Genomic DNA, 15194 nt, shown 5'->3' on the forward strand with positions numbered 1-15194 from the left:
TAACTCAGAAACAAATCAAGCAATATATAGAAAAATAAAGCAAGGGGATCACCAATATATAAATAGGTGACCCCCCTTGCTTTGTAAAGGATTTTTCAGTGGCCTCAGTCGTTTCCCACTCCCCTGTGACCGCTTGAAAGAGTTGACACAGTTTTTGCTTATTAAAATACAACACTTTTTCCAGTTTTGTGTGAATTTAGGGGCTGCGGGAAACGGCTCGCTTTCCATGGGGCGGGCGCTGAGCCTCCTCGGACTTCGTCCTGTGGGGTCTCAGCTGTCCCGCACATCCCATAGGATTCTCACCGTTTCCCTCCGCCCCTTTACCATATAAGTGTCTCGATACCACTTCAAGAAAAGGCAGCCATTCCTAAGTTTGCATGCAAATCTTGATAGCGGGCGATCCTATTAAAATCCTTGATATAGAGAGATTTATTGCAATAGAACACGGATAGTGGAAGATAGTCCTTCTGGTAAAGGGATTCATTTCTCACACATCGAATGGGGGCTTGGAAATCTCCCCGTTTCCTAGCCACCCATCCTTTGCTTTTAATGAACGGTCCTACTGCCATAAGTCGTCTTCTGTGTTCGCTACACCATATGGAACAAGTGTGCAGTTGGAAACTCTCTTCTATGAATAGCCTACAATTTGAAGAACCAGTTACTGAGGTTTCCGTTTGCCTCACAATGGCAAGAAGGACCGGGAAATTGCGAGACTCCAGTGGGATGAACATGATTGGTGAGATCCCGCAAGGCGTAGCCTGAGGAAGCTCGCCACATGCCCATGGAAAGCGAGTGATTTCCCGGACCTTCTAACGCCATCCTTTGTAACGGAAACCATAACATAACCTATTCTTTTGAAATAGTAACGATATCTCCATTATGGCGATGATGCAGTAAGGTATGCATTAAAATCGTGGATAATTTACTAGGGGGATATGGTTTTACTAAATATCCTTCAACTTCCACCGGCTGAATAGATTTATCTAAGGCACTTGAAATAATAACCGGTACGTTCTTTAAATGATCTACCGTTTTAATATGTTCAATGACTTCCCACCCACTAATTTGATCAGCTAATGCGATATCAATGACAAAAGCATCAGGTTTTATTGTAGATAAATGTTCGATCACATGCCCGCCTTCATTATAATGTTGAACAAGCATTCCTGAGTCCTCAATTTCATCCTTTAACAATTTGGCTAGGTTTTTATCATCTTCCAATAAAATAATCGTTTTAATCGTTTCATCATAATTTTGGTCGATCTGACTTTTTTTATAAAGAGGCAGAGTAATCGTGAAGACACTGCCCACTCCTTGTTCGGATAATACCGAGATTTTACCGTTGTGAGCTTCTATGATTTCTTTACTAATAGCTAAACCTAATCCTGTACCGCCAATTTTTCGCTGACTCGTATTATCAATTCTATGGAATTTAGAAAACAATTTTGAAATCTCGTATTCAGGGATCCCTATACCTTCATCGGAGACGTGGATATACAGCTGCTCCTGATCATTGGTTAAAGAGACCGCTACTTCTCCCCCACTTGGAGAGAATTTAAATGCGTTACCAAGGATATTGTTTAGTAATTGAATGATTTTTTCTCGATCAATATAAGATTGGCTCATAACCGCTTCGTTGATCCACCTTACGTTATGAGAAGGATAATTCACCTCAAATCCTTCTAAAACGATCTCGATGACTTCTTCCAAATTGACGACTTCTTTCCGAAACGTTTCATTACCCGATTCCATTCTTTGTAGATCTAAGAAGTCATTAATTAAATTGGTTAACCGTTTGGCCTCACTATGAATCGTCTGTAAATACTTCTTTTGTCGGTCAGGCTTTAATTCTCTGTGGATCATTAGCTCTGTATACCCTAATACACTGGCTAGAGGCGTACGGAGTTCATGACTCACTGTGCTAACTAAGTTTGTTTTCATCTGATCTATTTCATGCTGTGCGGTTATGTCTCTAAATACAAACAAAGTCCCAGCTTTTTGGTTTTCACGAATGATTGTTTCTGCATACACTTGAACGATTCTCGATTGCTCTTGATAATCCACTTCAAAAATATATTCACACTCTTCATTTGTTTCTCTAAAAATCATCCGATAACAGTATTCAGAAAATCCTTCACTATCAACTACTCGTTCATTCGTTTGCCCCATCCAATCAGCAAATGATAGATCAAGATTGGCGTAATCCATTTCCAGGCTTATCCCGAGAAAATCAAGCCAGTTTTTATTGTATTGAATAATTCCACCATCTTCGTCAACAAAGAGTATTCCTTCATTGATATTATCAATAATATCCTGATTTAATTGACGGCCAACCTCTGTTTGTTCATAAGAATCCAAACGTTCAATATATAAAGAAATTCGGTTTAATTGGGCATGGAGTCCTTCCATTTCATAGGACTCGAAATCCCTTCCAATTCGAGTAACCACTAAGATTGCAAGTAACTCACCATTGGAATCCAGTATAGGTGAATGTAGGTCATAGCTTATAAGTTTACTAGTGTAATAAAGCGTTTCTTCTTGTCCACTTTCACGCTGAATGACATACGGTTCCTTAGTACTTTTCAAACGTTCGATTACATGATCAAATGAGCTATCTGTTTTATTTTCTATCCAATTTTCATTTAATCCTAGTGTCGTATACTCACATGAATTTACTAATAAAAAGAGTCCATAATCAAAGGCGTACAAAAGGGAAAGTCCCTGTAATGACTTTTCTAATAACTCTTGTTTATTCATCGTAGTAGATAGTGTTTGATTCATCATGTTAAGCTTTTCCACCGTACTTCTCGTTTCTTCGGTTTCTTTTAATGATTGTCGCAACTGCTCTTCAGTTTCTTTAATTGCTGTAATATCTTGTTGGACAACAATGATCTGTTCTACGTTTTCATTTTGATCGATATAAGGGACAACCGTCGTATCCGCGTAATAAATCATTTTATTTTTGGCAGCATAAGAAAGTTCCCCTTTCCAGACACGTCCGTGTTCAATTCCAGGAAAGGCTTCGTTAATACCAACCGATGAGTCAGTAATGTTAAATAGCTTTAGAAAATGGTGATCTTTTAATTCATTATGGGAATAACCGGATCGTTGTTGAAGCTGATCATTTGATGAAATGATTAAACCTTTTTTATTTAAAATAGCTACGATAGAAGATTGGTTTAGAGCTAGTTTTAAGTTTTTCAACTCTGCTATATACGACTCAAGTGTACTTTGTTGAGCCGAAAGTTCATCATTTTGAGCTGATAAATAATCTTCACGATCATTGATTTGAAAGGCCATATTTTTAAAAGAATTCGCAAGGGTCCCAATCTCATCTTTTCTGGAGGAATGAGCCAACTCATACCGTTTTCCTTGAGCAATCGCTTGTGTCGCTATCGATAATTCTTTCAGAGGGGTTCCTATGCCCTGACTTAATTTCCTTAAAACGATAGCAAGGATCACTAAGACAATAAATACTAATCCTATGAGCATATACGATAACTGCTTTTGTTGCGCTGCATACGATTCATTTACCTCTGTTAATGAATTTTGAACCTGATCAGAAACAGGTGCTAAATCTTCTATAAAATCATTAACATTTTCTGTTACGCCTGATACACTAATCTCTCTAATACTGGCATAGTTCTCTGCTTCTACAAGTTCAATAGTGGTCGGTGCTGTCTCCTCCCAAAAGTCAGAAACGAATAACTCTAGTTCCTTGATCAGTTCATATTCATGGCTCGTCCAACGGTCACGCTCAACCTCTTCAATATTTTGCAATAACAATTCCCCGTAAGTTTCGGCGCGTTCGAATTCTGCTTTACTTCCAGTAGCAATGAATCCGCGCATTCTTAAAATCATTTGATTATAGTTATCCTGAAGGGTATGTATCCTATCTCTTTTCTCTGTCAATTCATCTCTTGTTTCGGTGTACTCGGTTTGATTCATTTGTAGTAAACTAAATAAAGTTCCCGTAGCTACGAGAATAATTACAAACACCGTTAGCATTAAAAGAAAGAATTTTCGTTGGATCGACTGTTGAAAAAAATTTCTCATGACAATATTTCCTCTACAAACATTGCTAGCTCTATCGGGCTAAACGGTTTCCCCATAAAATAATGGATCCCTGCCTCTATCGATTGTTCCACATCGGTGCCTTGCGTCTTCGCTGTAAGCATAAGCAGTGGCGTGTTTTCTTTATAATTGTCAGACATCTCTTTCGCCACATCTACACCTGTTCTGCCAGGCATCATATAATCTAAAATAACGAGGTCGAAATCATTATTGATCATAAGTTCATACGCATGATCTCCATCTTCAGCCTCTGTTATTTGATACCCTTCATCCTCCAGCGTATCCGTGATCAGCATTCGCAACACTTCTTCATCATCTGCAACCAAAATTTGTTTCATCTATGTTTTCCTCCTAGTTGACGTTCGATGATTCGTTGAATGCGCGCGACCATTTCAGCTGAACTGAATGGCTTAGTCACATAATCATCCGCCCCGGCATTTAAAGCATTAATAACATCTTGGTCTTTTTGTCGACCCGTTACCATAATAACAGCAGTCTTCTGATCTGTTTTTCTAATCTTATGTAATACTTCTAAACCGTCCATATCTCCTAACACACCATCAAGCAGGACAACATGGTAACCATTAGTCTTAGGTTTAGCTAAGAACTTTTCACCACTTTCATAAGAAGTAATTGTAACCTCTAAATCTCCAAAAGTAGAGGACATTAAATTTTCTTGTAACATGGCTCTTATAATAGGATCATCATCCACGATAGAGATTTGAAGGTGGTTGGAAGAATTAGTTTCAAAAATATCCTCGTCGTCTGGTTGATAGATTTGGATATTTCCCTTGCCTTTCTTTTTCCCTTTGTATAAGGCTAGGTCTGCGTGATTTATTAAATCTTGCACATGACTAACTTGATCACTCATCTGTGCTATCCCAGCCGTAAAGCTTATTTGAAAAGTTGAGTTTCCTGAGGAATGTTCAATCAAGCGAAAATGAGCAAGAATATCATCCATACGTTTTTTTGCTTGATAACTACGGATGCCAGAAAAGAAAATAATAAATTCTTCTCCACCATACCGAATGACTGCATCTTCCGCTCTCGTTAATTTTTTTAATAAATCCGTAAGACTCACAAGAACTTGATCCCCTACAACATGACCATATGTATCATTCACATATTTAAAATCATCCAAATCGATGATGGTAAAACAAAAGGAAATGGCCTCACGTGTATATTCACGCTGTTTGACTTCCATTAATTCTTCTAAATAGGTTCGGTTATAAACTTTCGTTAATTTATCTGTAGTAATTTGTTTCTTAAGTGCACGCCCATGATTTAAACGATTCTGGATCATAGCATCTAACACTTGAAAATTAAGTGGCTTAGTCAGAAAGTCATTGGCTTCCGTTGCATAAACTTTTTTCGCTAATTGATTCGTAGACTCTCCACTTATAATCATAATCGGTGTCAATAAGCTGCTTGCTTGTTTACTAAAAAGCTTCATCGCTTCTAACCCATTTAAGTTGTTCAAATAATAATCGATAAGTATAACGTCTGGCTGTTCATCATAAAAAATACGTAGAGCTCGTTTCTCTTGAGAAGCTACTAAAATATGATACCCTTTATCCTCCATGTTTTCCCTGAAAAAATTCAAAAACTCAACATCATCTTCTAAGATTAATAAGGTTGTATGGCTTTTTTCGATTCGTCCCGTCGTTTCCTCGAGCCCATCCTCATTCTCAAATTCAATGAATAATATTAATGGCTGAATCCACTTTGACCAAACTGATTGATCCCACACCTTTTCAGAATCTGAGTGCAGATCCTTTAACATTAGATCTGCAACATCTGAAAGCTCTGTTAACTCGATCGAGGCTGCCGTTCCTTTGATTGAGTGAAGAAGAGTAAAGATCTCTTGTTCTTTAATAGCTGAAAAATTTCTCCAGCCATTGATCTTTTTTATAATGTTGTTAAAAAATCGCTGCTGGTACTTTTTCAAAAGTTATCCTCCTGACACATGACAATACTCCTATGTTTATTATAATAGTTTTGACTCATTTTTTGGGGTGTAAATAAAAATTAGTTTTAAATTAAGTAGTCTAAAGAGTATAGGGGTTCACAAACATTAAATATGTAATGAAAAAGGACCATTGATTTTACAAGGTAGTCTCTAAAATAATTGCAGAGATAGTGTGGCTTTTCCGTCAACGGTAGGACGGAAAGGTGGTCGGGGAAATAACTGAGGCCACTGAAAAACTGATAATTTAAGAGAATAAGAACAATATCAATCAAAATATAGAAAAATTAAGTGATCTATCTAGATATAGTAGCTGGTCCCCTTGTTTATTTCTTTTTAAAGTCTTTTTCAGTGGCCTCATTCATTTCCCCACCATTCGCATTCTTGAAAACACGGAACTACAGTGGGAGATTCTATACTCTACACCGGCTAAGATTGTGGACATCATCTTGTTTGGCGTTGATGGGGAGGAAATTGGCGAGACTCCCTCCCTCCTGCGGAAAAACGTACGCGTCAAGACCCCCTAGCGTAGCGAGGAGGAGGCTCGAGGGTTCGTCCGCGGAAAGCGAGCTAATTTCCTCCCCATCAACCATTATCCCTTATTACCAAATCTGGGGCTTTAGTTGAAGAAAGGTTGATAATAAATAAAAAAATCTCAGTTTAATGAACTGAGATTTTTTTAATAATTATAGAAATTTACCTGCAATTTCGTATTGTGAAGAAAAATCCTTACTAAAGTAATGAGTACACTTTAAGTCTTCATGTAATTAATAAGATTGATCATATTTATTAACTTCAAACAGATCGATTAATTCAATATCCTTATATTTATCCTGGAACCAGCGCAGGGAGAAGTCATTTTTAAAGAGAACTAATGGCTTCTGTTCACGGTCAAGAACTAACATATTACGATCATCAAACATCGATTGATCCACCTGTTCTTCAGGTATCCATCGTGGGATTCTTTCCCCAATCGATGTCAATTCTATATCTACATTGTATTCATTCTTCATCCGGTAATCGAATACTTCATATTGAAGTTCGCCAACTGCACCAATAATGTAATCCTCAAAGTGGTAATGCTTAAATAGTTGGATTGCTCCTTCTTGCACGAGCTGTTCTAATCCTTTTTTAAACTGCTTGGATTTCATTACGTTTTTCGCCGTTACTTTTTTGAAAAGTTCTGGCGGGAACTGTGGCAACTCATCATATTCAAAATTATTTTTACCTGTAACGAGCGTATCCCCAATTCGGTACACGTTTGGGTCATAGATCCCTATGATATCTCCAGCATAGCCCTCCTCTACCGTACTACTGGAGGAAGCAACAAACTGCTGAGATTGGGCAAGTTTAAATGTCTTTCCTGTCCTAGAAAGATTGACGTTCATGCCACGTTCAAATTTTCCTGAACAGATACGCACGAAAGCCACTCGATCTCGGTGCTGTGGATTCATATTGGCCTGAATTTTGAAAATGAATCCTGAAAACTCTTCATTGTCTGGAGTAACAACACCTTCTGTTGAATGTCGCGGTGCAGGCTCTGGCGCATAATTGATAAAGGTGTTAAAAAATGTTTCTACACCAAAAGGAGCTAACGCACTACCGAAGAACACCGGTGTTTGATCACCTTTCATTACCTTATCAAGGTCAAAACCATCTCCTGCCTCATCAACAAGCATCAATTCATCGAGTGACTCCTGATAAGTCGGATGGTTGGTCAGCTCAGGATGCTGATCAAGTTCGGAAAAGGGAATATACGTTTCTTCTTCATTGCCTGTATATTGAACAAATTGCTCATTTTCGCGATCAAATACACCCATAAACCGTTTGCCCATACCAACAGGCCATGTCATTGGATAAGTCTCAATATTCAAAGTGGACTCAATTTCTTCCATAAGGTCTAACGACTCACGGCCTTCACGGTCCATTTTATTAATAAAAGTAAAAATTGGGATGCCTCGCATTTTACAAACTTTGAATAATTTCAGCGTTTGAGCTTCAATCCCTTTCGTTCCATCAATGACCATGACCACACTATCAACCGCAGTCAACGTCCGATAGGTGTCCTCACTGAAGTCTTCGTGACCAGGTGTATCCAAAATATTGATTTGATAGCCTTTGTAAGGAAAATTCATAACACTTGAAGTGACGGATATGCCACGTTGCTTTTCAATTTCCATCCAGTCAGATGTCGCAAATTTCCCAGACTTTTTCCCTTTTACGGTTCCTGCTGAGCGAATCATATTTCCGAACAACAACATTTTCTCTGTCATTGTCGTTTTCCCAGCATCCGGGTGAGAAATAATTGCGAACGTCCGACGCCTTTTCATTTCATCTTTTATCGTCATCGTTATATCCTCCAGTCCTATTCTTAAATCGATTCATTCGAGGGTAGGATATACGTATCACATCGGCATGTTCACTCCATAACAAAAGCCACTCACTCACCGAGTGGCTCCTCAAATTTAAAACTCTCTATCTTGAAAGTTAGCATAATGAGCCACTAAAATCAATATTAGTAATGTATTGTCTAACCATTAAATAAGCGCGTTTGTATGCCCTTTTAGAAATTTGGAGAAAATAGCAGGGTATAAAGGAAGAAAAATACCCCCATCTCCTGTTATAATGAAAAAAAAGACTAGTTAGGATGCAAGCTATGCAGTCATACCTGTTACAACCTAAAGATATCATGAAAATAACGGGCCAAACGTTCTATGAGCGCGGTCTAGAGTATTATAAAAAAGGAAAAGTATACGGTCTTACCCAGAACAGTGCCATCCGTTCATGGCGTGCAGTCGTAACCGGCACTCATGACTATGAAGTACGTGTTTTCTTTTTTGAAGATGAGGACCTTGAAGCACGATGTGAGTGTCCCGCTTATGAGACCTATTATAGTTGTAAGCACATAGCAGCCGTATTATGCGCTATTCGTGGTCAGGCAATTGCTCAAACAACACCTAAACTCAATCCCAAAAAAGAGATAACCGAGCAAAGCCATGACAATCAAATGGACCGTGTATTTGCTATGCGATTATTTGAAACGTTCCGTGATCAGCAAGAAAATCGATACACCAATTCCCATAAGAAAACGTTAAATATTCAATATTATTTACACGTCCAATCGCTTCTTGGCAGTAAAAGCCTTGGCATTGAAGTGAAGTTTGGGGAGGATTATGCTTATGTCATTAAAGATATAAGAAGTCTGCTTCAACATCTTCAAAAAGAAGAGCCCTATCGTATATCGAAAAAATTCACCTACGATCCTGCCGATCATATGCTTGATGAACAGGATCAAAAAATTATTGAAAAACTTTATGGCGCTTATGAGCAAGAACTTTTTTATGACCGTCACTGGAATGCTGGTGAACAGCGTATCCTGACGATACCGCCATCCCTTGCTCCAGAACTATTGCGAGAATTAACACCCCAGTTTTGTGAAGTGGTTGAACGAGGCGAGGTTATAGGTCAAATGGAGCTGATCGAAGACTTTCCAGAGCTTGATTTTTATATAAAAGAAGAGCGCGGAAGGTATCACATGCACATGAATCAGCTTAAAAACTATGAATACTTAAAAGAATACCACCTACTTTATCATGAAGGGCGCTTTTATCCGTTAGATCGCCAAAAAGAAGATGTAATTCGAACACTTCATTCCTTGCTTCCTTATAATTCAAATGGCAACCATACAGTCAGTCAAGTTGATATGGAAGGGATCGTGTCCTATGTTCTACCCGAACTGGAATCGATCGCCAATGTGAATTTAAATGAAACAGCACAATCTAAAATAGTCCAAGAAAAATTAAAGCCCAAAGTGTACCTGGACTTTGAACAATGGGCGTTAACGATCGATGTAAAATTCCATTATGGAGAACACGTCATTCAGCCGTTTAACAACGAGGACGATCATCAGCTTATTATTCAACGCGACCGTGAGACTGAACAAGCGATTATCCATATCATTGAACAAGCTGAATTTAAGTTCGATGGAGAAGCCGTTTATTTGGAGGAAGATGATGCTCTGGATCGCTTTTTAGCAGACTACCTTCCCGAGCTTAATAAACTGGCCGAAGTATACACGTCTTCTTCCATTCGATCACTATTAGAAAACCAAGACCATGAACTCGTTCCGTCTGTAGATATCGAAAGTGATGGAAGTTGGCTTGATGTTCGCTTCGGTATTGATGGAATCTCTGACGAAGATATTACGAATGCATTAAAAGCATCAATCGAACGTAAGCGATACTATCGCCTCTCTGATGGCTCTTTGCTTTCGCTCACATCGGATTCCTTTGAACGATTTCAAACACTGGCAGATGAGCTCGACTTAACTGCTGGTGATATTCATGATTCATCGTTGCAAGTTTCCAAAGCTCGCAGCTTGCAAGTAGATGATGCTTTATCGTTGGAAAAGGAGCAGCGTAACGAACAATTCACTCAACTTGTTCAACGTTTGAAGTCACCACACTCTTTTGATATAGAACCTCCAGCTACCTTAGATGCTGAATTACGTTCCTATCAGCTGACCGGTTTTCGCTGGTTAAAAACCTTATCGACGTATGGACTTGGAGGCGTATTGGCAGACGATATGGGACTCGGAAAAACGGTCCAAAGCATTGCCTTTTTGTTATATGAAAAACAAGAAAATTTAATGGAGTCGCCTGCTCTTATTATTACTCCCGCCTCTCTTGTCTACAATTGGAAAAAAGAAATCGAGAAATTCGCTCCCTCTCTTTCCGTACAGGTAATCACAGGAGAACCTTTAACACGCGGGGAACGAATTCAAAATTCAGATGTTGACATTTTAATTACTTCTTATCCGTTATTGCGTCAGGATATTCCTTTCTATGAGGGGAGAACTTTTCATGCCATGATCTTAGACGAGGCGCAAGCAATTAAGAATGAATCAACCAAAACATCTCAGGCTGTACGCTCTGTTAAAGCCAAGCACCGTTTTGCGTTAAGCGGCACGCCAATTGAAAACTCATTAAACGAACTTTGGTCATTATTCCGAACGATTATGCCGGGCTTTTATACGAGTAAGAAGAAGTTTCTACAAATGAAACCCGAAAAAATCGCTCGAATGACTAGACCCTTTATATTACGACGTATGAAAACAGAAGTCTTAGAAGAACTGCCCGATAAAATTGAAACCGTACAATATTCTGAACTCAAACGTCCTCAAAAAGAAGTGTATTTAGCTTATTTAGAAAAGATTCAATCAGAAGTTCAAGAAACGATTGCGACAAAAGGAATCCAGCGAGGAAAACTTGAAATACTCGCCGGCTTAACCCGACTACGTCAAATCTGCTGTCACCCGAGTCTATTTTTAGAAAACTATGAAGGTGAATCAGGCAAACTTGAGCAGTTAAAAGAACTGGTCTCTGAGCTCAAATCGGGCGGACACCGTGTGCTTATTTTCTCCCAATTCTCAAGCATGCTAAAACTAATGCATGATGAATTAACAGCTACTGGATTGGAAGCCTTCTATCTTGACGGTGGCACGAAAAGTGAACAACGCCTAGAGATGGTAGAACGATTCAATGAAGGAGAAAGAGACGCTTTCTTTATTTCATTAAAAGCTGGTGGAACGGGATTAAACTTAACCGGTGCTGACACTGTCATTCTTTACGATTTATGGTGGAATCCAGCAATTGAAGAGCAAGCGGCCGGCCGGGCTCACCGGATTGGTCAAGAAAAAGTAGTTCAAGTTATTCGGATGATTTCTGAAGGTACAATCGAAGAGCGAATTTTCCAGCTTCAGCAGAAAAAGCGTGATCTTGTTGACCAGATTATCCAACCTGGTGAATCGATGCTTACCTCATTAAGTGAAAATGAAATTCGCGAACTGTTTCAATAATTGAAAAGGCTGCTCCATTGACTGAAAGGGTCATGGGAGCAGCCTTTTTGCTTGGTTTGTGCAGCCTCTAATAACAAAACATTTGTTAATCATTGTCCTGATTTATACGGTGATTTCCGTTACAAAGGATGGCGTTAGAAGGTCCGGGAAATCACTCGCTTTCCGTGGGCATGAGGTGAGCTTCCTCAGGCTACGCCTTGCGGGATCTCACCAATCATGTTCATCCCACTGGAGTCTCGCAATTTCCCGGACCTTCTTGCTTTCGTGAGGAGAACGGAAGCATCAGATGTGGTGCTTCAAGTGAAAAGCATTCCTTACGAGTGAGAATTGTGCTGGAAGGTGCCTTCTTGCATATCGCTTAAAGCTTCGGATTATTCAATAAAAGAATCGTGGTTCCGTTGCTTTTCATCGGAGCATGGGGGATGGGTAGGCATACACATATTTAGAGGGAAAAATAGCAACAGAATTATCGAACCAAATAACATGACAATTGGTAAAGAAAAACGCTTGGACATTTTAATATCCAAGCGTTTTTCTTTATATTTTCTTCTTCAACTAAAGCATCATTTACTTGAAGACTCAGCACGAGAAATGTTGTTTCCGTTATGGTTGAAAGCGTTTGGAGGCAGACGGAAACCTCAGTAATTGGTTCTTCAAATTGTAGGCTATTCATAGATGGAGTTTGCAACTGCACACTTGTACCATATGGTGTAGCTAACACAGAAGACGACTCATGGCAGTAGGGCCGTTCATTAAGGATGGGTGCCTAGGAAACGGGGAGATTCCCAAGCCCACCCCATTCGATGTGTGAGAAACGAATCCCTTTCCCAGAAGGACTATCTTCCACTATCCGTGTTCTATTGCAATGAACCTCTCTATATCAAGGATTTTAATAGGACCGCCCGCTATCAAGATTTGCATGGAAACTTAGGAATGGATGCCTTTTCTTGAAGAGGTATCGAGACACTTATATGGTAAAGGGGCGGAGGGAAACGGTGAGACTCCTATGGGATGTGCGGGACAGCTTAGACCCCACAGGACGAAGTCCGAGGAGGCTCAGCGCCCGCCCCATGGAAAGCGAGCCGTTTCCCGCAGCCCCAAAATTCACACAAACATATCGAATTCAAGTCTTCAACAATCCTGCTAAGTTAGCGCAACAAGCACAACTTCGTCAATGTGCATAACTAGTAGTATGTATACCCTTTTCGTGAGCACCGATATTGATAAGAGTAACAATGGTTGTATGATTGTTAAGACGATCATACAACCATAAAGTGTTGTATTTTAATAAGCAAAAACTGTGTCAACTCTTTCAAGCGGTCACAACCCCTTTACCATTAACGGAACCGTCACTACTGTAAATGGTATAACAGCTAAGAACTTTATTCGTATTAATCAAACCACTCTTTTCTGCAGCTTAAACCAGTAGCCACCTAAAATCATGCCACCGATCACCATCGTTACTGTTGAAATAATCATATGAATAGATGAAGCCAATACAACATTTCCTGTTACAACGATTACAAAGCCAACGACGGCATTCAGTAAAATCGTTACCAAATAAGCCCAGGCTAGCAACTTATGATACTTAAACTTCGTTGCATAAATGACATACCACCAGGCAGCGACAAAGATCACAACCGTTGCCACCCAGTGAAGAGAATAGATCATATTGGCAATCGATTCACTTGTAATTAGATATTCAGCGGCCGGAATATCAAGCAACACGTTACTTGCTCGGCTATGCTTAAAGAAAGCGCCGAGAATGACTTGAGCTACATAGGCAGTAAATCCAAGTAAAAAAGCACGATAGCTCATACTTACAGTTGACCAACTCACATGGTCCAGCTTAATTTTTGTTTCATGAAGGCTATAACTCAACAATACAAGAATGAGCAACAAGACTTGGCTAAAGGTTACGTCAAGTGTCGTAAACCCTGGAGGTGTTCCGAGCAATACATTCAATCCCCCAATAGCTGATTGGAAGATAAGCATGCCTATACTCAATAACGCCAAAATCATAACAGAACGTCTCTTCCGATGGTTTCTTATAGCCCCAACTGCATTAATAAAAGTTAAAACAGCAAGCAAAGGTACCATGAGTCGGTGAGAATATTCTATAAGGATGTGATAATTTGTTAGGTCAGGAAAAATTTGTCCATTACAGACTGGCCACGTCTCCCCGCACGCATCCCCTGAATTAGTAGCAACTACTAAATTCCCGAGTATAAGAGCAAGGAACGTAACCACTGTCGTTACTATTGAAAATTTCTTCATCGTCTTACCTTCCTATCCTATATCTAAAATCATTATTAAAAGAATCTGTCTAACAAATCATATCACGAAATGGAGAATACATAAGGTGAAACCCTCATGAATTTTTTGTGAACATATTCTATACCCTTTACGATCAGCATTATCCTACAGAACCAATGATATGCCATGGTATTTATTTTAAACGATTATGTATATGATTTTCCCATCTGTTATTGTACCGATTGTTTATCAATAGATGCATTAGGGAATTATTTAAACGTTGGAGGAGGAATCAATCAATGAATTATAAAGCTTATGTATTTGACGCATATGGAACCTTGTTTAATGTCCACTCTGTAATCGAAGCCATTCATGAATTTTTCCCAGAGAAGGGTCCACAAATCAGTGAAAAATGGCGAAGCAGTCAAGTCCACTATTTCTTAATTCGTCAGCTCATTGATGATTATGTCCCCTTTGAGACCATTACTCGTTCGGCTCTTCAAGATGCACTTGCCTATTATAACGCAAAAGGCAACGATGAGACCATTGATTATTTAATGAAGCAATATGAAAAATTAAAGCCGTATGAGGAAGTACACTTTCTTAAGAAGCAGCACCCTGATAAGGAGCTAACCATCTTTTCAAACGGAACACGTTCGATGTTAGAACCATTGCTAGAAAACAATCAGTTAACTTCTTCATTTTCCCTGTTAACTGCTGATGACGTGAACGTGTATAAACCTCATCCAAAAGCTTACAAATATGCTCAAGAAAAATTGCAAATTGATCAAGATGATATTCTTTTCTTTTCAAGCAACCCATGGGATATTGCCGGTGCGACTCAGTATGGTTTCCATACCGCATGGGTCAATCGTCAAAATCTCAAATGGCCAGAGTTAGGAGTTAAACCTACTCACACAATTCCGGATCTTTCTGAAATTCCGTCTAAACCATAAAAAACTGCCTCTGAACGTCTAATTAAAATGGACCCTGTAAAACAGACACTGATAAAAAACTACCTATCAGTTTCTCTGTTTTGCA

9 protein-coding genes are annotated in these 15194 nt (G+C 39.2%); 4 read left to right on the forward strand and 5 right to left on the reverse strand.

Annotation, left to right across the window (positions count from 1 at the left end; all coding sequences use genetic code 11):
* The first annotated feature begins 630 nt into the window (after positions 1-630).
* Positions 631-762 carry a hypothetical protein gene (locus ACFQIC_RS20350; RefSeq protein ID WP_390217789.1) on the forward strand — a complete coding sequence of 44 codons (132 nt, stop codon included), beginning with the start codon at positions 631-633 and terminating at the stop codon, positions 760-762.
* An 84-nt stretch (positions 763-846) separates the two neighbouring features.
* Here the strand turns inward: ACFQIC_RS20350 and ACFQIC_RS20355 are convergent, their stop codons facing one another.
* From ACFQIC_RS20355 to ACFQIC_RS20370, 4 genes are all read right to left on the reverse strand, one after another.
* Entirely contained in the window at positions 847-4056 is a 3210-nt protein-coding gene (locus ACFQIC_RS20355) for an ATP-binding protein (RefSeq protein WP_204708262.1), read from the reverse strand.
* Entirely contained in the window at positions 4053-4412 is a 360-nt protein-coding gene (locus ACFQIC_RS20360; protein ID WP_204708261.1) for a response regulator transcription factor, read from the reverse strand. The genes ACFQIC_RS20355 and ACFQIC_RS20360 overlap by 4 nt, the downstream gene beginning before the upstream one ends.
* On the reverse strand, positions 4409-6022 hold the full coding sequence (locus ACFQIC_RS20365) for a response regulator (protein ID WP_204708260.1): 1614 nt from the start codon (positions 6020-6022) through the stop codon (positions 4409-4411). The genes ACFQIC_RS20360 and ACFQIC_RS20365 overlap by 4 nt, the downstream gene beginning before the upstream one ends.
* A gap of 785 nt (positions 6023-6807) precedes the next feature.
* Positions 6808-8388: a peptide chain release factor 3 gene (locus tag ACFQIC_RS20370; protein ID WP_204708259.1), complete on the reverse strand. Its 1581-nt coding sequence runs from the start codon at positions 8386-8388 to the stop codon at positions 6808-6810.
* A gap of 308 nt (positions 8389-8696) precedes the next feature.
* Between ACFQIC_RS20370 and ACFQIC_RS20375 the strand changes: the two genes are divergently transcribed.
* Both ACFQIC_RS20375 and ACFQIC_RS20380 read left to right on the forward strand, forming a co-directional pair.
* Entirely contained in the window at positions 8697-11897 is a 3201-nt protein-coding gene (locus ACFQIC_RS20375; RefSeq protein ID WP_204708258.1) for a DEAD/DEAH box helicase, read from the forward strand.
* 483 nt (positions 11898-12380) lie between these two features.
* The gene (locus tag ACFQIC_RS20380; RefSeq protein ID WP_390217792.1) at positions 12381-12542 is read left to right on the forward strand and encodes a hypothetical protein; all 162 of its coding nucleotides are present in this window, start codon (positions 12381-12383) and stop codon (positions 12540-12542) included.
* 750 nt (positions 12543-13292) lie between these two features.
* On the opposite strand, the gene ACFQIC_RS20385 is transcribed toward ACFQIC_RS20380, so the two are convergent.
* Positions 13293-14174, reverse strand: a complete 882-nt coding sequence (locus ACFQIC_RS20385; RefSeq protein WP_204708257.1) for a COX15/CtaA family protein — start codon at positions 14172-14174, stop codon at positions 13293-13295.
* Between the two features lie 278 nt (positions 14175-14452).
* On the opposite strand from ACFQIC_RS20385, the gene ACFQIC_RS20390 reads away from it, so the two are divergent.
* On the forward strand, positions 14453-15109 hold the full coding sequence (locus tag ACFQIC_RS20390; RefSeq protein ID WP_204708256.1) for a haloacid dehalogenase type II: 657 nt from the start codon (positions 14453-14455) through the stop codon (positions 15107-15109).
* The last annotated feature ends 85 nt before the right edge of the window (positions 15110-15194 follow it).

This window comes from Halobacillus seohaensis, from assembly GCF_042663045.1.
In the GTDB taxonomy this organism is placed as follows: domain Bacteria; phylum Bacillota; class Bacilli; order Bacillales; family Halobacillaceae; genus Halobacillus_A; species Halobacillus_A seohaensis.

Excerpts from the sequence above, each read along its gene's own strand:
- ACFQIC_RS20350 (WP_390217789.1), top strand. The coding sequence starts at position 631 with ATGAATAGCCTACAATTTGAAGAACCAGTTACTGAGGTTTCCGTTTGC.
- ACFQIC_RS20355 (WP_204708262.1), bottom strand. The coding sequence starts at position 4,056 with ATGAGAAATTTTTTTCAACAGTCGATCCAACGAAAATTCTTTCTTTTA.
- ACFQIC_RS20360 (WP_204708261.1), bottom strand. The coding sequence starts at position 4,412 with ATGAAACAAATTTTGGTTGCAGATGATGAAGAAGTGTTGCGAATGCTG.
- ACFQIC_RS20370 (WP_204708259.1), bottom strand. The coding sequence starts at position 8,388 with ATGACGATAAAAGATGAAATGAAAAGGCGTCGGACGTTCGCAATTATT.
- ACFQIC_RS20375 (WP_204708258.1), top strand. The coding sequence starts at position 8,697 with ATGCAGTCATACCTGTTACAACCTAAAGATATCATGAAAATAACGGGC.
- ACFQIC_RS20380 (WP_390217792.1), top strand. The coding sequence starts at position 12,381 with ATGACAATTGGTAAAGAAAAACGCTTGGACATTTTAATATCCAAGCGT.
- ACFQIC_RS20385 (WP_204708257.1), bottom strand. The coding sequence starts at position 14,174 with ATGAAGAAATTTTCAATAGTAACGACAGTGGTTACGTTCCTTGCTCTT.
- ACFQIC_RS20390 (WP_204708256.1), top strand. The coding sequence starts at position 14,453 with ATGAATTATAAAGCTTATGTATTTGACGCATATGGAACCTTGTTTAAT.